Annotated in this window: 20 protein-coding genes; 13 read left to right on the top strand and 7 right to left on the bottom strand. The window is 62.5% G+C overall.

Features of this window, described 5'->3' with window-relative positions:
• The first annotated feature begins 270 nt into the window (after window positions 1-270).
• The 10 genes from AC3WRD_RS15100 (at window position 271) to AC3WRD_RS15055 (ending at window position 8113) form a co-directional block, all read left to right on the top strand.
• The gene (locus AC3WRD_RS15100) at window positions 271-729 is read left to right on the top strand and encodes a VOC family protein (RefSeq protein WP_096821131.1); all 459 of its coding nucleotides are present in this window, start codon (window positions 271-273) and stop codon (window positions 727-729) included.
• 143 nt (window positions 730-872) lie between these two features.
• Window positions 873-1748, top strand: coding sequence for an alpha/beta fold hydrolase (locus tag AC3WRD_RS15095; protein WP_102620409.1), 876 nt, complete (start codon window positions 873-875; stop codon window positions 1746-1748).
• A gap of 224 nt (window positions 1749-1972) precedes the next feature.
• Window positions 1973-3172, top strand: coding sequence for a PepSY-associated TM helix domain-containing protein (locus AC3WRD_RS15090; protein WP_102620410.1), 1200 nt, complete (start codon window positions 1973-1975; stop codon window positions 3170-3172).
• A gap of 14 nt (window positions 3173-3186) precedes the next feature.
• Window positions 3187-3711, top strand: coding sequence for a PA2404 family protein (locus AC3WRD_RS15085; protein WP_173861326.1), 525 nt, complete (start codon window positions 3187-3189; stop codon window positions 3709-3711).
• Window positions 3708-4040: a hypothetical protein gene (locus AC3WRD_RS15080; protein ID WP_096821127.1), complete on the top strand. Its 333-nt coding sequence runs from the start codon at window positions 3708-3710 to the stop codon at window positions 4038-4040. Before AC3WRD_RS15085 ends, AC3WRD_RS15080 begins: the two co-directional genes overlap by 4 nt.
• Entirely contained in the window at window positions 4037-4603 is a 567-nt protein-coding gene (locus AC3WRD_RS15075; protein ID WP_102620412.1) for a DUF6162 family protein, read from the top strand. Before AC3WRD_RS15080 ends, AC3WRD_RS15075 begins: the two co-directional genes overlap by 4 nt.
• A gap of 35 nt (window positions 4604-4638) precedes the next feature.
• A complete protein-coding gene (locus AC3WRD_RS15070) occupies window positions 4639-5568 on the top strand; it encodes a metal ABC transporter substrate-binding protein (RefSeq protein ID WP_102620413.1) in 930 nt (309 codons plus the stop codon).
• Entirely contained in the window at window positions 5565-6308 is a 744-nt protein-coding gene (locus AC3WRD_RS15065; RefSeq protein WP_102620414.1) for a metal ABC transporter ATP-binding protein, read from the top strand. The genes AC3WRD_RS15070 and AC3WRD_RS15065 overlap by 4 nt, the downstream gene beginning before the upstream one ends.
• Window positions 6308-7207 carry a metal ABC transporter permease gene (locus AC3WRD_RS15060; protein WP_102620415.1) on the top strand — a complete coding sequence of 300 codons (900 nt, stop codon included), beginning with the start codon at window positions 6308-6310 and terminating at the stop codon, window positions 7205-7207. The genes AC3WRD_RS15065 and AC3WRD_RS15060 overlap by 1 nt, the downstream gene beginning before the upstream one ends.
• Window positions 7208-8113: a metal ABC transporter substrate-binding protein gene (locus AC3WRD_RS15055; protein ID WP_102620416.1), complete on the top strand. Its 906-nt coding sequence runs from the start codon at window positions 7208-7210 to the stop codon at window positions 8111-8113.
• A 71-nt stretch (window positions 8114-8184) separates the two neighbouring features.
• On the opposite strand, the gene AC3WRD_RS15050 is transcribed toward AC3WRD_RS15055, so the two are convergent.
• The 5 genes from AC3WRD_RS15050 to AC3WRD_RS15030 all read right to left on the bottom strand — a co-directional run bounded on the left by AC3WRD_RS15050 (window position 8185) and on the right by AC3WRD_RS15030 (window position 12638).
• Entirely contained in the window at window positions 8185-8409 is a 225-nt protein-coding gene (locus AC3WRD_RS15050; protein ID WP_085730638.1) for an MbtH family protein, read from the bottom strand.
• 83 nt (window positions 8410-8492) lie between these two features.
• Complete coding sequence (locus AC3WRD_RS15045) at window positions 8493-9905, bottom strand: aspartate aminotransferase family protein (protein ID WP_102620417.1); 1413 nt, start codon at window positions 9903-9905, stop codon at window positions 8493-8495.
• A 143-nt stretch (window positions 9906-10048) separates the two neighbouring features.
• Window positions 10049-10534, bottom strand: a complete 486-nt coding sequence (locus AC3WRD_RS15040) for a GNAT family N-acetyltransferase (RefSeq protein WP_102620418.1) — start codon at window positions 10532-10534, stop codon at window positions 10049-10051.
• A 101-nt stretch (window positions 10535-10635) separates the two neighbouring features.
• Window positions 10636-11958 (bottom strand): ATP-binding protein, encoded by a 1323-nt coding sequence (locus AC3WRD_RS15035; RefSeq protein ID WP_096821118.1) that lies wholly within the window; start codon window positions 11956-11958, stop codon window positions 10636-10638.
• Complete coding sequence (locus AC3WRD_RS15030; protein ID WP_085607085.1) at window positions 11958-12638, bottom strand: response regulator; 681 nt, start codon at window positions 12636-12638, stop codon at window positions 11958-11960. Before AC3WRD_RS15030 ends, AC3WRD_RS15035 begins: the two co-directional genes overlap by 1 nt.
• A gap of 153 nt (window positions 12639-12791) precedes the next feature.
• On the opposite strand from AC3WRD_RS15030, the gene dsbD reads away from it, so the two are divergent.
• The 3 genes from dsbD to dsbG are packed head-to-tail and all read left to right on the top strand — an operon-like array spanning window position 12792 to window position 16146.
• Window positions 12792-14525 carry a protein-disulfide reductase DsbD gene (gene dsbD, locus AC3WRD_RS15025; protein WP_102620419.1) on the top strand — a complete coding sequence of 578 codons (1734 nt, stop codon included), beginning with the start codon at window positions 12792-12794 and terminating at the stop codon, window positions 14523-14525.
• Entirely contained in the window at window positions 14525-15400 is an 876-nt protein-coding gene (locus AC3WRD_RS15020) for a TlpA disulfide reductase family protein (RefSeq protein ID WP_102620420.1), read from the top strand. The genes dsbD and AC3WRD_RS15020 overlap by 1 nt, the downstream gene beginning before the upstream one ends.
• Window positions 15376-16146 carry a thiol:disulfide interchange protein DsbG gene (dsbG, locus tag AC3WRD_RS15015; RefSeq protein WP_102620421.1) on the top strand — a complete coding sequence of 257 codons (771 nt, stop codon included), beginning with the start codon at window positions 15376-15378 and terminating at the stop codon, window positions 16144-16146. The genes AC3WRD_RS15020 and dsbG overlap by 25 nt, the downstream gene beginning before the upstream one ends.
• 34 nt (window positions 16147-16180) lie before the next feature.
• Here the strand turns inward: dsbG and AC3WRD_RS15010 are convergent, their stop codons facing one another.
• Window positions 16181-17218, bottom strand: coding sequence for a hypothetical protein (locus AC3WRD_RS15010; RefSeq protein WP_102620422.1), 1038 nt, complete (start codon window positions 17216-17218; stop codon window positions 16181-16183).
• Window positions 17219-17249: 31 nt separating this feature from the next.
• Window positions 17250-18074, bottom strand: a complete 825-nt coding sequence (locus AC3WRD_RS15005; RefSeq protein ID WP_102620423.1) for an alpha/beta fold hydrolase — start codon at window positions 18072-18074, stop codon at window positions 17250-17252.
• Between the last annotated feature and the right edge of the window lie 34 nt (window positions 18075-18108).

The following is an 18108-nucleotide window of genomic DNA, read 5'->3' as shown; positions in this document are numbered from 1 at the left end:
ATGACTCTCGGTATCGGTGTTGTACCGGGTCATTGCAGCTTCTGTGCCTGACTGACAGGCTTTGTTTTTCGGGGCTTTCAGCGGACTTCCGCAGGATAGAACGATGAAAACCCGCGCATTCTGTTGCTTCACTGTCGATGGCTGAACACTGCTCGTCGGGTACTCGGTCGGGCCGGCGACACACGCCTATAGTTGAGCGACCGGTAACCCCGGCGAAGGCACACCTTCACCCCCCCATAAAATCAGGGCGACAAAAACAAGGAGTACGCCATGAGCGTTCAACCTATTCCCGAGGGGTATCACAGCATTACCCCGTATCTCGGCATCCATAAGGCCGCCGAGGCCATCGATTTCTATAAAAAGGCGTTCGGTGCCACCGAAGTCATGCGCCTGGCCATGCCCGACGGCGGTATCGGCCACGCCGAACTGCGCATCGGTGACAGCGCAATCATGCTCGGCTCGCCGTGCGATCAAGGTCCGTTGAGCAATCCGGACAAAGCCGTGTCCGTCGGCTTGCATCTGTACGTGACCGATGTCGACAAGTCGTTCCAGCGCGCACTGGATGCCGGGGCGACAGCCGTGTCCGAGGTCAAGGATCAGTTCTACGGCGACCGCAGCGGTACATTGAAAGATCCGTACGGGCATCTGTGGTTTCTGGCAACGCGCAAGGAGGACCTGACCCAGGAGCAGATCGAGCAGCGGGCGAAAGAGCTGTTCCAGCAGGGTTAGCAACAACGAATGTCCATTCCCGCGCAACGCGCGGGGATGGGCGAACACGATTCATGAACCGTCGAACCACGCTTCACGCCTTGTCATGAACGCCCGGCGATTTCAGGATGCAGGCCAACCGCCTGAATAAAGGATCACCCCCGATGTTTGCCGGATTCGTCAAAGACCAGCGCCACGTCAACGGCGTGGACATCACCTACCGCATCAAAGGCAGCGGGCCGGGCCTGCTGTTGTTGCACGGGCACCCGCAGACCCACGTCATCTGGCACAAGGTCGCCGAGCAACTGGCGGAGCACTTCACTGTAGTTGCCGCCGACCTGCGCGGTTACGGCGACAGCAGCCGACCGCCGGCCGATGAGCGGCACACCAGCTATTCCAAACGCGAAATGGCCCGCGACGGCGTGGAACTGATGCAAGCGCTGGGCTTCACACAGTTTTCGATCCTCGCCCACGACCGTGGGGCCCGGGTCGCCCATCGCCTGGCCCTCGATCATCCTGCCGCCGTGCAACGCATGGTGCTGCTGGACATTGCGCCGACCCTGGCGATGTACAACCAGACCAACGAAGCTTTCGCCCGGGCCTACTGGCACTGGTTTTTCCTGATCCGCCCGGCGCCGCTGCCGGAAACCCTGATCGAAGCCGATCCCGAAGCCTATCTGCGCAGCGTCATGGGCAGCCGCAGTGCCGGGCTCAAGCCGTTCACTGACGAAGCGTTCGCTGAATACCTGCGTTGCCTGAGCCTGCCCGGCAGCGCCCGTGGGATCTGCGAGGACTACCGGGCCAGTGCCGACATCGATCTGGAACATGACCGCGCCGACCTCGAGGCCGGCCATCATCTGAGCTTGCCGCTGCTGGTGCTGTGGGGCGCCGAAGGCACGGTCGGTCGTTGCTTCGACCCGCTCAAGGAATGGCAACAGGTGGCCGCCGACGTACGCGGCAAGCCTCTGCCCGCTGGTCATTACCTCGCTGAAGAAGTGCCGGAACTGTTGCTCGCCGAAGCGCTGGCGTTCCTGCGCTGAGCCATCCCTTCCTCCCGTTCACCACAACGCCGACCGGCGTCGTGGTGAGATTGCGGTCGCGAAACATTTACTTTCACATCCTTCATCGGGATTTGCTTCGGTCATCCGTCTTATAAAGATGCGGGCCAGTCGCGTAGGCAAAAGCCACGACCGGCCCATCAGGGACTCCCGCGCTGCGAAGCCCGTAGTGGCCGAGTCCTCTCACCGAATCAAGACCCGTCATCATGTCGAAAAAATCCCGCTCGAAACTGTGGTTCCTGGTACACAGCTGGCTGGCGTTGCCGATCTGGTTTTTTGTTCTGATTGTCTGCGTCACCGGCACCCTGGCGGTGGTCAGCCAGGAAATCGTCTGGCTGGTGAACCCGCAAATGCGCGCCACCCAACCCTCGGATGACGCCCCGCTGCTGGGCTACGACCAGGTCATCGCCGCGATCAAGACTGCCGAACCGCAGTTGCTGGTCGAACGCATCAGTCGCCCCGACGAATCGCATTTCGCGCTGGAGGTGAACGTCAGTCAGCCTGACGGGCGCTCGGTGACGGTCTACGTCAACCCTTACACCGGTGTGATTCAGGGCACCGCACCAGACTTCAATTTCCGTGCCTTCACCCGAGCCTTGCACGGCTGGTGGCTGGTGCCGTTCACCAACGGTTACAGCTGGGGCTGGTATCTGGTGTCGTTTCTGGCACTGCCGATGCTGGCGTCACTGGTAACCGGGCTGGTGGTCTACAAACGTTTCTGGAAGGGCTTTTTCAGCCCGACCCTGCGCCTGCGTCACGGTGCGCGGATTTTCTGGGGCGATTTCCACCGCCTCAGTGGCATCTGGTCGATCTGGTTCATCGCGGTGATCTCCGTCACCGCCGTGTGGTTCCTGATCGAAGCCATTCTTTCCGACAACCATATTTCCATCTCCAGCGAGCCGATCATCGCGGCCATGTCCCGTGAAGGCGTGCCGTTGTCCGCCGATGGTTCGCCACCGCCACGGGTCAGCCTGGACCACGCCATCGAAATCGCCCAGCAACGGATTCCCGGGTTCGAAGCCAGCACCATCAATCTGCCCGGCAACGCCTACAGCCACCTCGATATCCGTGGACGCGGCTGGTATCCGCTGATGTTCCAGTCAGCCACGCTCAATCCCTACAGCGGTGAAGTGGCCGCCTCGCGCCTGCTCTCCGATCGGACCTCCCTGGAGTTCGTCACTGAATCCATGCGTCCGCTGCACACCGGCGACTTCGGCGGACTGTGGATCAAGCTGATCTGGTTCTTCTTCGGGCTGGTGCTGAGCATGATGGTCCTCAGCGGGCTGTTGATCTGGACCAAGCGCACCGCGCTGGCGACCGCCAACGCCCTCAAGCGCGAGAACAAGAAACAGCGCGTTCAGGCACAACCGGCCCTGCACCATGAACCGTCGGAGGCCAACCTGTGAGCAAGTCCACCCCCATGGTTCAGCCTTCGCGGCTGAGCGCGATCTGGCATAAATGGCGCTTCCACATCAACGTGCTGCTGTTGCTGATTCCGCTGGGATTCATGCCCAGGTACTTCGCCGATCAGGCGTTGTTTCGCGGTGACAGCGGGCTGGGTGAGCGCGAGATCGGCGAAGTCCAGGTGGGTCCGTGGAGCCTGCGTCTGGCCGAGTTTCGCAACGAAGCGCCGCTTCCCGATGGCGCAGCCGGCTATCTGAAGGGTTTTAGCGCCGCGCTGTGCGAGGCCTGTGTCGAACAGGTCAAGGCCACCTACCTGCGCATCGGCAAGCCACGCAGCCTGCGCGCCGCCGGTTCGATCTTCTTCGGCACGCCTTACAGCATGGGCACGCAAATGCCCGTCCCGGACAAAACCAAAGCCGACGCCGAACTGTGGATCACCATGGAAGGCTGGGACGGCAGCATGCACCAAGCCTCGATTCCGCTGAGCCAGGCCTCCCCCGCCACTATTGCCTGGCTGAACAAACAAGGAGCCAAACCATGAGCCGCCCCTCCCGTCTGAGCATGAGCACCGCATTGCTGGTGCTGTGTGCCGGTTTCAGCGCCAGCGCCCTGGCCCACAACCCGATGTGCGAGTGCAAGGCCATCGATGCCGAGCAGATCAAATGCACCGGCGGTTTCTCCGACGGCAGCGGCGCGCCGGGGGTGACCCTCGATGTGATCGGCTACGACGAAACCATCCTGGTGCCGGGCAAGCTCGGCGCCGATTCAACCCTGACCTTCAAGAAACCCGGCGCCGAGTTCTACGTGCTGTTCGACGCCGGCCCCGGCCATGTCGTCGAAATCGACCAAGCGGATATCGAAGCCCCATGACCACGCCGACCACTCAAGTTGTTCGCCCCGCTGGTGCCGGCCATGAAACCCTCAATGTGCTGCTGATGTGCCTGCTGATCCTCGCGGTCGCCGGCTCCGTGGTGGCGTGGCGCGGGGTGTCCCACGAACCCGAACCGGTTTCCAGCCATCAGCTCGACGCCCGCCGCGACCTCGGCGCCAGCGAGCAAGGCATCTACGCCGACCTGCGAGTAACCCTCGACGAGATCCACCTGTTGCGTGAAGAACAGCAAGCGCTGCCGACCCCGCAGAACCTGGCGGATGAAGGTTTCGCGCCGTTCGCCCAGGACGCCAGCTCCGTGAGCCGTGGCGGCCATGCCTGGCAATTGCTGGCCGACACCGCCTACTTCGGCCACAGCCAGGCACCCGCCGTGGCCGGCTCGTTTTTGATGCGCCTGAACGACGCTGCGCCGGACATCTGGCTCAACCGCGCCGCCGATCTGCAAGCGCCGACAGACCTGTCCGACGCGGCACTGACCGCTGCCGGATGGAAACAGATCGTCGCGCAATTCGATGCCGGGGTGACCCGCGAACATCGTCATTGAACCCTCGCCTTCATTCGAGAGAAGACCGCTTGCCCATGCCTAGTTCATCTCAACGCCGTCCTTTCCTGCGCCTGCTGCTGATCGGCCTGTGCGCCTGCCTGCTGAGCCCGCTGGCCAGCGCCGATCCGGCCAAACGCCTGCGCATCGGCATCACCCTGCACCCTTATTACAGCTATGTGGCGAACATCGTCGGCGACAAGGCCGACGTCGTGCCGTTGATTCCCGCCGGTTTCAACCCGCACGCCTACGAGCCCCGCGCCGAAGACATCAAGCGCATCAGCGGGCTGGACGTGATCGTGCTCAACGGCGTCGGCCATGACGACTTCGCCGACCGCATGATCGCCGCCAGCGAAACACCGAACATCAAGACCATCGAAGCCAACGAGAACGTGCCGCTGCTGGCCGCCACCGGAGTCGCAGCGCGCGGTGCCGGCAAAGTGGTGAACCCGCACACGTTCCTGTCGATCAGCGCCTCGATTGCCCAGGTCAACAACATCGCCCGGGAACTCGGCAAGCTCGACCCGGATAACGCCAAAACCTACACCCAGAACGCCCGCGCCTACGGCAAACGCCTGCGGCAGATGCGCGCCGATGCCTTGGCCAAACTGACCCAGGCGCCAAACGCCGAACTGCGGGTCGCCACGGTGCACGCCGCTTACGACTACCTGCTGCGCGAGTTCGGCCTGGAAGTGACGGCGGTGGTCGAGCCGGCCCACGGCATCGAGCCCAGCCCGAGCCAGTTGAAGAAAACCATCGATCAACTGCGCGAACTGGATGTGAAGGTGATCTTCTCCGAGATGGATTTCCCGTCCACTTACGTCGAGACCATTCAACGCGAATCCGGTGTGAAGCTGTACCCGCTGTCGCACATTTCCTACGGCGAATACACCGCCGACAAGTACGAAAAGGAAATGACCGGCAACCTCAACACCGTCGTTCGGGCAATTCAGGAGTCCGGCGCATGACGGCTCAGGAAAACCTCTCAATCATCAGCAGTGGCCCGACTCTGGATTTTCAGGAAGTCAGCCTGACGCTGGGTCGCACGACGATTCTGGACAAGGTGACCTTCCAGGTGCAGCCCGGCAGCGTGCACGCACTGGTGGGCCCCAACGGCGGCGGCAAGAGTTCGCTGATCAAGACCCTGCTCGGGCAGATGCCGCATCAGGGTCGGCTCAGCCTGCAATGGCCCGGCGAGCCCGGCACTATCGGCTACGTGCCGCAGGCGCTGGAATTCGATCGGGGTCTGCCGATGACCGTCGATGATTTCATGGCCGCCATGTGTCAGCGTCGCCCGGCGTTTCTCGGCCTGAGCAAACGCTACGCCGGCGCCATCGGTGAGGCGCTGGAGCGGGTCGGCATGCAGGACAAACGCAAGCGCCGGATGGGCGCGTTGTCCGGCGGTGAGCGCCAGCGGGTGCTGCTCGCTCAAGGCCTGATCCCCGCCCCGCAATTGCTGGTGCTCGATGAACCGATGTCGGCCCTGGACGAAGCCGGGATCCAGGTGTTCGAACGTCTGCTTGGCGACTGGCGCGCGGCGGGCATCACCGTGCTGTGGATCGAACACGATCTGGAAGCCGTCGGGCGTCTGGCCAATCGCGTCACCGGCCTCAACCGCCGGGTGCTGTTCGACGCCACCCCGCAACAGGCCCTGACCCCGGAACGTCTGCTGACCCTGTTTTCAACCCATCCACGGAGCGCTGCCTGATGAGTTACGAAGCCTTTCGTTTGATGGTGCAGGGCTGGGCCACCTCCGGTTACCTGCCGGAAGCCCTGGCCTACGGTTTTGTGGTCAACGCGCTGCTCGCCGGCCTGTTGATCGGCCCGGTGCTCGGCGGCCTCGGCACGCTGGTGGTGGTCAAGCGCTTCGCGTTTTTCTCCGAGGCGGTCGGTCACGCGGCGCTGACCGGCGTGGCCATCGGCATCCTGCTCGGCGAACCCTACACCGGACCTTACGGCAGCCTGTTCGGCTACTGCCTGTTGTTCGGCATCCTGCTCAATTACCTGCGCAACCGTACCGGCCTGGCCCCGGACACGCTGATCGGCGTGTTTCTTTCGGTGTCCCTGGCGCTGGGTGCCAGCCTGCTGCTGATCCTGGCGGGCAAGATCAACGTGCACATTCTGGAAAACGTGCTGTTCGGCTCGGTGCTGACGGTCAACGGCAATGATCTGGCGGTGCTGGCCATCGTCGGTTCGCTGGTGATGGCCCTGGCCTTGCCGCTGTACAACCGCATCATGCTCGCCAGTTTCAACCCGCAACTGGCAGCGGTGCGCGGTGTTGCCGTGAAGACTCTGGATTACCTGTTCGTGATTCTGGTGACCCTGATCACCGTCGCGGCGGTAAAAGTCATTGGCGCGATTCTGGTCGGTGCGCTGCTGGTGATTCCGGCAGCGGCGGCACGTCTGCTCAGCCAGTCGCTCAAAGGCTTTTTCTGGTGTTCGGTGCTGATTGCCACGATCAGTACGCTGTGCGGGATTCTTGCGCCGATCGTGTTCGACCTGCCGATTCCGTCCGGTGCCGCGATCATCCTCGTCGCCGGCATCGGTTTCGCCCTCGCCGCGATTGCCCGGGGCGTCGTCCCCAGTCTGAAAGGGAACCTTGGATAAATGGCTTTTTCATTGCGACAACTGACCCTGGCCATCGCCCTGTGCAGCGTGACCACGACCAACGTATTCGCCGCCGAAAGCGCCAAACCGCTGCGGGTGCTGGCCTCGTTGCCAATCACCTACGGTCTGGGTGAAGTGCTGCTCAAGGGCACCGACATCAGCCTCGAACGCGCAGCGCCGGCGAATCTGCCGGGCAGCCGCCAGACCGCGTACTTCACCGGACGCGGGGCTCCGGAGCTGAGCAAACTGGCCACCGGCGCCGATGCGGTGATCGGCGTGCGCTCGCTGTGGGCCGATGATCCGCTGTACCCGATTGCCCGACGCAGCAACATCCGCATCATCGAAGTCGATGCCGCCCGCCCGGTGGACGGCGCCCTGCCCGGCATCGCCGTGCAACCGGGGCTGAACGTCGATGGCCTGAACAGCCAGCCGTGGCTGGCCAGCAACAACATGGGGCGCATGGCCGACGTGATGGCGGCGGACCTGGTGCGCCTGGCACCGAAGGACAAACCGAAGATCGAAGCCAACCTGGCCGCACTGAAACAGCGCCTGCTGAAACTCAGTGCCGACAGCGAAGCGCGCCTGGCCAGTGCCGACAATCTGAGCGTGATGAGCCTGAGCGATCACTTCGGCTATCTGATCGGCAGCCTGAACCTGGAGTTGATCGGACAGGACCCGCGACCGGACGCCGAATGGACACCGGAAGATCTGAAGAAGTTGACCGCCACGCTCAAGGACAACGACGTGGCGGTGGTGCTGCACCATCGGCAACCGTCGGACGCCGTGAAAGCGGCAATTGCCGAGTCGGGCAGTCATTTGCTGGTGCTGAGCACCGATGCGGCGGATCCTGTGGCAGAACTGGAAGGGAATGTGGATGCACTGCTCAAGGGCTTGAGCGGCGCGTAACACCGTTCCTCCGGACATGAAAAAACCCGCTGACTGTTTCCAGTCCAGCGGGTTTCTTTTTGGCCGGTGACTTACTGTGCAGCCGCTTGCGCTTCCATCTTCTGGCGCAGGCTCAGCGGACGCATGTCAGTCCAGGTTTCTTCGATGTAGGCCAGGCATTCCTTTTTCAGGCCGCTCTTGCCCACGGTGCGCCAGCCTTCCGGGATGGCCTTGTAATCCGGCCAGATCGAGTACTGCTCTTCGTGGTTGACCACGACCTGAAAGAGGATGTCCTCGCGGTCGAATACTGACGTCATGCTGTGTCTCCATCGTTGTAGGGGTGGGCTGCACGGTGGGTGCAGCCGGGTATGTAGAAGGAACGTTCGGCGCGGCGAAAAATTTACAGGGCAGCGGTCGCGGCGCTCAGTGCACGACCGAAGATCTCGGCGACGCGGTCGATTTCGGCGGCGGTGATCACCAGTGGCGGCAGGAAGCGCACCACTGCGCCATGGCGCCCGCCCAATTCCAGAATCAGGCCACGCTTGAGGCATTCGCGCTGCACCAGCGGCGCCAGACGGGCGAAGGCCGGTGGATGGCCCAGCGCGTCCGGCGCACCGTTCGGATCGACCAGCTCGACACCGAGCATCAGGCCACGACCACGAATGTCGCCCAGTTGCGGGAAGTCACGCTGCAGGATGCGCAGGTGCTCGCTCAGGCGTTCGCCCATGGCGGCGGCGTGTTCGCAGACCTTGTGCTCGACCAGGTAACGCATCACCGCGGAACCGGCGGCCATCGCCATCTGGTTGCCACGGAAGGTGCCGGCATGAGCGCCCGGCTGCCAGGTGTCGAGCCAGTCGCGGTAAACCACCACCGCCAGCGGCAGGCTGCCGCCGATGGCTTTGGACAGCACGACCACGTCCGGGGTGATGCCGGCGTGCTCGAAGGCGAACATCTTGCCGGTGCGGGCGAAACCGCTCTGGATCTCGTCGACGATCAGTGCAACACCCGCCTTTTCGGTGATGCGACGCAGACCGCGCAGCCACTCGATGTCCGCCGGAATCACACCGCCCTCGCCCTGCACCGCCTCGACGATCACCGCCGCCGGCAATTGCACACCGGCCTCCGGGTCGTTGAGCAGGTTCTCCAGGTAACTCAGGTTGGCCTTCACACCCGCCGCGCCACCGAGGCCGAACGGGCAACGGTAGTCGTACGGGAACGGCATGAATTGCACGCCGTTGCTGAGCAGCGCGCCCAACGGTTTTTTCGGACCAAGGCTGCCCATCAGGCTCAACGCGCCCTGACTCATGCCGTGGTAACCGCCGGAGAACGACAGCACGGTGCTGCGTCCGGTGGCGGTACGTACCAGTTTCAGCGCGGCTTCCACGGCGTCGGTGCCGGTCGGGCCGCAGAACTGGATTTTCGCTTCCTTGGCCAAGGCTGGCGGCAGCAACCCGAACAGGTCCTGAACAAATTGATCCTTCACCGGCGTGGTCAGGTCGAGGGTGTGCAGCGGCAGCTCATCGGCCAGCACCTGCTGGATGGCCTCGATCACCACCGGATGGTTGTGCCCCAGCGCCAGGGTGCCGGCACCGGCCAGGCAATCGATGAAGGTGCGGCCTTCAACGTCTTCGACATACAGCCCCTTGGCACGCTTCAGCGCCAGGGGAATGCGCCGCGGGTAGCTGCGGGCATTGGATTCCTGCTGGCTCTGGCGGGCCAGCAGCGGCGATTCATTGAACTGATACAGCGTTTCCGCCGGCGCGGAGGCGATCCGGGCCGACGACTCTTCGATAAGGCTGGTGGCGACTGACATCTCTCGACCCCTCAATTCGCTATGGATAGTGACCAAAACTGCACACCGCACAGGTGCGCGTTCCGGTCGTGGGGCGCACATGCAGGTTTTCCTGTTCTGGAAACGCACCAACCCCTCAAGGATTTACACCCTTGAGCGAGTTGTCATGCCGACAGCGGCAGCGACTTGTGCATCGGCAGGCTGCGCATGCCGTGGCGAATGAGCGGCGGCGCCGATTCGCGATACCCCAGACGCCGATAAAAGGCTTCACCGGTGCGGGTGCTGGTGAGCACGGAACGGGGGCTGCCGCGAGTCAGCAGCCAGCCTTCAAGGTCAGCCATCAGAGCCCGGCCGACGCCCCGGCGAAACCATTCCGGCTGCACATGACAAAGGGTGACATCGCCGTCGGCCAGCGCCATGCCGACGCCCACCGGTCGGCCCTGCATCAGGGCGATGTTCAGATAACGCTGTGGATCGGTGAGCCAGGCACTGATGTGTTCCGGCGATTGCTGGCGGATCCAGGCATCGACAAGGTGGGGGTCGTTACGATGGTCGAGCGCACAACCGACGCGGATCGAACGCTCGATGATGCGGCTGATGATGCCGGCATCGGCCGGGGTGGCCGGGCAAATGTAGATGGATGCATCCATGGCGCTGTTTCCCTCAATCCATTGAGTCAAAGGCTGGGGCGACAATAGCGTCGTGGCCGGCCGATGACCAATGGAGAGAGGTTACATTTGATGTGCCGGGCTCAGGCCGGTTGCAGCGGCATGGTCAGCTCGACCCGCAAGCCATCCGGGCGACTGTCGAAATGCAGGGTGCAGGCACAGCGTTGGACAATTGCCTGGACAATCGCCAGCCCGAGCCCGCAGCCGGTGCTCTGGCCGTTGCGCCAGAAGCGTTGGGTCAGGTGTTGCAGATCGTCCGGCGCAATCCCCGGCCCATGGTCGCGCACGACGAAGCGCACACGGTTGCCGGTGGTTTCCAGGCTCAGCTCCACGGCGCCTTCCGTCGGGGTATGGCGCAGGGCGTTATCGAGCAGATTGCGCAAGGCCGCGATCGACAACACTGCCGGCATTTGCAGAGGCGCGCCGGACAACTTTTCGGGCAGATGCAGTTTGATCCGTTGACGCTCGCCGCTGGCAGAGTCCTGAATCGCCAGTTTCGCCACTTGCTCGGCGCTGCACTGCACGCCGTCGTCGAACGACAGACTGCCCTCGACCCGGGCCAGCAACAGCAATTGCTCCAGGGTCCGGTGCAAGCGATCGGCGCCCTCCTCGGCCCGGGCCAGGGACTGATCGCGGGCACTGCCTTCGGTCATGCGCGCCACTTGCAGGTGGGTCTTGATCGCCGTCAGCGGGCTGCGCAGTTCATGGGCGGCGTCACCGGTCAGGCGACGCTCGCGCTCGATAGTCTTGCCGATGCGCTGGAACAGTTGGTTCTGAGTTTCAAGCAGCGGTTTCAGTTCGCTGGGGAACGATTGCAACTGCAACGGTTCGAGCGAGTCGGCATTGCGCCGCATCAAGGCTTCGCGCAAGCGATTGAGCGGCGCCAGCCCCTGACCGATCCCCAGCCACAGCAGGCACAGGCAGCCAAGCAGCGCCACACCCACCGGCACCGAAGCCGCCAGCAGGATCGACATGTTCAAGGCTTCACGCTCGATCACCCGGTCAGCGGTGGTGATGCGCACATCGCCCCGGGCCAGGGTGAAGGTGCGCCAGGGTGCGCCGTCGATCATCTGGTCATGGAAGCCCATTTTCTGGGCTTCCAGTGCCTGTTCCGGATTGTTGTGGCTGCGGGCGAGGATTTCGCCGCGCAACGAGCTGACCTGGCAGGCCATGCCGCCGGGAATGTTCAGTTGTTCGGCGCTGAAGTGAGTGCCCTCGCCTTTGCTCGGTATCGCCGGCAATTGCTCCAGCAACCCGGCGACCATCCGCGCCGAAGCCACCAGCCGCTGGTCGAGGGAAAACATCATCTGGTTGCGCAGGTCGCTGAGCATCCAGGCCGCCGCCAAGGCCCAGATCAGCGCGAATGCGGCGCCGAGGGTCAGGCTCAGGCGCAGGCGCAGACTCATCACTTGTCAGGTTCTCCACCATCGGCCGGGCCCAGGCGATAGCCCAGACCACGTACGGTTTCGACGATGCCCTTGCCGAGTTTGCTGCGCAGGTGGTGGATGTGCACGTTGAGCGCGTTGCTTTCCAGTTCATCGTTGAACCCGTAGACGCTGTCCTTCAATTGCTCGGTGGACAGCACCCGGCCACGGTTGTGCAGCAAGGCTTGCAGCAGGGATTGTTCGCGACGGGACAGGTCCACCGAACGGCCCGCCAGGGTGGTTTCGCGGCTGCTCGGGTCGTAGGTCAGCGCGCCATGCTCGATCAGGTTGACGCTGCGCCCGGCCACTCGGCGCAGCAGGGTTTGCAGACGAGCGAACAGTTCGCGCAAATCGAAAGGCTTGAGCAGGTAATCGTCGGCGCCGGACTGCAAGCCGTCGACCCGGTCGGTGACCGAGTCCCGCGCAGTGAGGATCAGCACTGGAATTTCCAGGCCTTGCTGACGCAGCTGTTGCAGCAGCTTGAGACCATCTTCGTCCGGCAAACCGAGGTCGAGCACCATCACGTCGAATTCGGCAACCTTGAGGATCGCCCGCGCCTTGGAGGCGGTGTTGACGTGTTCGACCGTCAAGCCCTGGGCCGTCAGCCCGGCGACGATGCCACTGGCGATCAACTCATCGTCTTCGCAAACCAGTACGTGCATGGTGAGTCCCGTAGAAAAATGCCGATTAGGCGGTTGGCCGATTAAGCTGACATTATGCCCCGAACGCCACAGCGACAAGGGTGCCGCGGTTAATCATCGGTTAATCGCCGCCGCCCATTGTGCTCATCACTTGCACAGGGACAAGGCTCCTCCATGCGTCATATTTTTTTATTGTTTGCACTGTTGATTTCGGGTCTGGCCCAGGCAGGGAACGATCCCTTTGCGACAAAACCGGAATTTCTCCCGGTCGACAAGGCCTTCGTGCTGACGTCCGAACGTCTGGATTCCGGCGAAACCCAACTGTTCTGGCAAATCGCCGACGGTTACTACCTGTATCAGAAACGCCTGAAATTCGACGGACTGGCGGCGGAAAACGCCCCAGCGCTGCCCGAAGGCGAATCCCACAGTGACGAGTATTTCGGCGAGCAACCGGTCTATCGCCAGGGCCTCGAACTGAAAATCCCGGCAGCAGCCAAAGGCCAGATCAAGGTCAGTTATCAGGGCTGCGCCGATGCCGGCCTGTGCTATCCACCACAGACTCGCGTGATCGACCTCGGTGGCAAAGCGGCCGCTGCGGCGACGGATGAGGCGCAGGATCAAGCGCTGGCCAGCGGCCTGCAACAGCACTCGCTGGGCTGGAGCCTGCTGGTGTTCTTCGGTCTCGGCCTGTTGCTGGCCTTTGCGCCGTGCTCGTTGCCGATGTTGCCGATTCTGGCCGGTATGGTGGTTGGCAGCGGTGCCACGCCACGTCGTGGTTTTGCGCTGGCCAGCAGCTATGTGGTTTGCATGGCGCTGGTGTATGCGGCAATGGGCGTCATCGCGTCCCTGTTGGGAGCGAACCTTCAGGCGTGGTTGCAAAACCCGTGGCTGCTCGGGACGTTCGCAGTGGTGTTCGTGATTCTGGCACTGCCGATGTTCGGCTTCTTTGAACTGCAATTGCCGGTCGCACTGCGTGATCGACTGGAGCACGCCTCGCGCAGTCGCAGCGGCGGCAGCCTGGTTGGCGCCGGTGTACTCGGTGCGCTGTCCGGCCTGCTGGTCGGGCCGTGCATGACCGCGCCGCTGGCCGGTGCTCTGCTCTACATCGCGCAAAGCGGCAATGCGCTGCACGGTGGCTTGATCCTGTTTGCCCTCGGCATCGGTATCGGCATCCCGCTGTTGGTGCTGGTGACAGTCGGCAATCGTTTCCTGCCGAAACCCGGCGCGTGGATGAACCTGCTCAAAGGCATATTCGGTTTCCTGTTCCTCGGCACGGCGGTGCTGATGCTGCGTCCGGTACTGGACCCGTCACTCTGGCTTGCGCTGTGCGGTGCATTGCTGCTGATCGCGGCCTACAGCGCCTGGAAACAGTCCGAAGGCTTCGGCCGGGTCGCCCAGTTGTTCGGTGCCAGCTCGCTGCTGCTGGGACTGTGGGGCAGTTTGCTGGTCGTGGGTGCAGCGGGTGGCAGCGATGATCCGTTCCAGCCGTTGCAGGTCTACAGCGCCGGACGCACCGGCACGGTTGCCCCCAACGGTCACGAAGCATTCATTACGATCAAGGACCCAGCCGCGCTGCAGCGCGAACTCGACACCGCCAAGGCTCAGGGCCAATGGGTGCTGCTCGATTACTACGCCGACTGGTGCACGTCGTGCAAAGTCATGGAGAAAAAGGTATTTGGCCAGGCGCGGGTACTGCAGGCCCTGAGCGAAGTGCGTTTGCTGCGCCTCGACGTCACTGATGACAATGCCGCCAGCCGCGAACTGCTCGGCCGCTACAAAGTGCCAGGGCCACCGAGTTTTGTGTGGATCGGTGCCGACGGTGAAGAGCGCCGCAGCCAGCGCATCACCGGCGAAGTCGATGCCGACACTTTCCTGCAACACTGGACCACCACCCGAGACGCCCGTTAATGCTGACTTTCACCCTCGGCACCTTTGCCATTGCGCTTAACCACCTGTTGCTGATCAGCGCCCTGGCGCTGGCGACCTTCGTCGGCTGGCGGGTGGCCAAGCGCGGTGGCGATAACCCCGAGTCGGCGCTGTTCAGCCTGTTCCTGCTCGGAATGCTCGCTGCGCGCGTCGCGTTTGTTGCCGTGTACTGGGGACATTACCGCAACGATCCGTGGCAGATCATCGACCTGCGCGACGGTGGTTTTCTCGCTTGGCCGGGGGTGATCGTATTGCTGCTGGCAGCGCTGTATCGCGGCTGGCGGCGGCCGGGTTTGCGTCGACCGTTGGGGTTCGGCGTGGTCAGTGGCGTGGCATTCTGGTTGCTGGCCACCCTGTCGCTGAGCCTCTACGAGCAAGGCACACGTCTGCCGGACATCACCCTGCGCAACGCCGCCGGGGAAACCGTGAAACTCGCCGACTATCAGGGCGGCCCGCTGGTGATCAACCTGTGGGCCACCTGGTGCCCGCCATGCCGCCGCGAAATGCCGGTGCTGGAAAACGCCCAGCAGCAACGCCCGGACCTGACGTTCCTGTTCGTCAATCAGGCCGAAAGCATGCAAAGCGTCGCGACCTTCCTCGAGACCCAGGGCCTGAGCCTGAACAACGTGCTGTTCGACCGTAGCGGTCATCTGGGCCAGGCCGTGGGTTCCATGGCATTGCCGACTACGCTGTTCTACAGCCCCGACGGTCAATTGCTGGCCAGTCATCTGGGCGAGTTGTCGAACGCCAGTCTGGCTCGTGCCCTGGAAAACTTCGACATCCCCAATCCGAATACGAACGCCGCACCGGCCACCTCTGCAAGGAAACTGCCATGCCCCGCCTCCGCCACCTGCTGACGCTGACTCTGGGCGCTGCCCTGCTGCACTTGCCGTCGGTGCAGGCCGCTGAAAAATTGCCTGACGCGATCAAGAAGATCGAAGCCAAGGGCGCAAAAATCGTCGGCCAGTTCGACGCGCCCGACGGCCTGCGTGGCTACGCCGCGCAATACCAGAACCGGGGCATGGCGCTGTACCTGACGCCGGACGGCAAGCACGTGCTGCTGGGCAATCTGTACGACGCCGACGGCAACGACCTGAGCAGCGCACCGCTGCAAAAACTTGTCTACGCGCCAATGGCCAAGGAAGTCTGGGCCAAGTTCGAGGCCAGCAACTGGATTCAGGACGGCAACAAGGATGCACCGCGCACGGTGTACCTGTTCAGCGACCCGAACTGCCCGTACTGCAACATGTTCTGGGAACAGGCCCGTCCATGGGTCAAGGCCGGCAAGGTGCAGTTGCGTCACATCATGGTCGGCATCATCCGCGAAGACAGCCCGGCCAAATCCGCCGCGCTGCTGGCCGCCAAAGACCCGGCCAAGGCCCTTGAAGACCACGAAAAGGCCGGCACAGCCAGCACGCTCAAGGCCTTGAAGAACATTCCGGCCGCCGTGCAGACCAAACTCGCAGCGAACATGCAGTTGATGGAGGACCTGGAATTACAGGCCACCCCGGCGATCTTCTACATGGACGACAAGGGTGAACTGCAACAACAGCAAGGCGCGCCGACGCCGGACAAGCTGGCGAAGATTCTCGGGCCGAAGTAACGATTGGCGGCTCCGGCAAACACTGCCGGAGCCGTCACCACTCACTCGGTTGACACCGGTCAAGGATGTCATCCAGTTCGTCTGTCGCTTCGCGCTCGAGCAAAAACTGCGTCACCTCTTGCGACCACTCCGTGTCCGATACGGTGCCGGCCCAGGCATGGGTTTTTGCCGAATGGCAGGGCCGATCATCGAAGTTGTTGATCAACGCCTGGTTCAAGGTTCGCACATCAAATCCCGGATTCCTTTCGCTTTGCAGCATCAGGGAATTGAACACCCGCTGTTGAGTGTCGGGATTTGGTGTGAGGGGGTAGGTTTTAGTTGAACTCAAAACGATAAACGTCGGTTTGACGTTTTCAGCCAGTGCGGCCTGCAATCGATAGTGACCGTCGATAATCACGTAAGAACACAACGCGCCGACATACCACAGCAAGACAGGGGGCAGGCTGTCCTCTCTCGCCTTCTTGCGCCACCACTTCATACGCCCGGCATACGGATCGACCGTGTGCAGACCGATCAGATTGCCCAGATCCCAGTCGAGCCACTCCACCGGTCGTGGCTGAAGATTGTCGAGAATGCCGTCGCCACGAGCTGACCATCTCGGTAAATGACTGGTCATCTCTTGCTCTGTCGAGAAATACCAGTTGCTCACACCTTCGCCGCGTTGGCTTCGCACGGCCACAGGCATCATGGGCCGTGCCACCCAGTGCCCGGGATAAAGAAAGTCTGCCTGATGCTCCATCAATTGGTTGATGAAGTATCGGCTCCAGGCTTTCATTCGCTCCCCAGCGGGCAAATGGCGGTGGTGTTCGACCTGCGCCGAGTCAATGGCCGGAACGAGTGGCGACTCCCATTGCATCGGCAACGGATTGCGCACCAGCCAGGCACCGTAATACGAAGTCGCCATCGTCCCCCAAAGCAAAGGGGTCTCGTTGAACATCAGTTTCAGGCGAGCATTGTTGCCCGTCCGCAGATGCAGTTGTGGTTTGCCCTGAGGGGGGCCACTGATCTCGATGCTCAGCCCACCCCATTGTCCTTGCAGATCTTCAAGATCGCGCCAGAAGAATTGCTTCACGCCAGTCCCTTAAATGAAATTCCGTGCGCAATTACAGCGTATTTCGATTGCGCTCACTCAAAAAACTGAACAACACCTCCGTCACAAACTCCGGATTCTCCAGATTGGAGATATGCCCGGCCTCGGGCACCAGCACACTCGGGCAGCCGATCAGCTCGGCCATTTCCTGTGCTTCCGACGGTGGACGGGGTTTGTCCTGATCGCCGCAGACCACCAGTGTGGTCGCCGCATTCAGCTCGCCCAGACGCGGCAACAGGTCATCGCGGCCAAAGGTGATGCGCCCCATCGGCACGATGCTTTGACGCAGGCGATCAGCGGAATAACCCGCGAGTTTTGCGCGGAAATCCTGATACAACGCCGACTGCGGATCGATGCCCGGACGGAAGAAGATCGGCACCACGATATCGAGCAACTGCTCGGAGATCTCGCCGCTTTCTTCGATCTGCTTGAACAGGGAAAAGTAATACTGACGGGTCGGTTCCGGCTCGACGCCGACGTAGGTGTCCATCAGTACCAGACCGTTGAGCCGCTGCGGTGCCGACAGAGCGAGGCGAACGCCCCACATGCCGCCGACCGACAACCCGACCAGCGTCACCCGGTCGATGTCCAGATGATCGAGCAAGGCCAGCGCCTGGCGTGCGATGTCATCCAGTGATGTGGTGCCTTCAGGCAAACGCCCCGATTCACCATGGCCCCACAGATCCAGCGCAATCACCCGATAGTGAGGCGACAACGCAGCGATCTGCGGTGACCACATGGCCTGATCCCACAGGTAGCTGCCGGCCAGCAACACCGCCGGGCCTGTGCCTTGATCAATGTAATGAAGTGCTTGTCCGTCCACCGTGAAGAAAGGCATCGACTACCCCCGCGACAAAAAAAAGAGAACCGGC

The sequence above is a fragment of the Pseudomonas sp. FW215-R2 genome, assembly GCF_058789255.1.
Note: the sequence above shows the minus strand (reverse complement) of the source record. Positions and strands in the feature narration are given on the sequence as shown.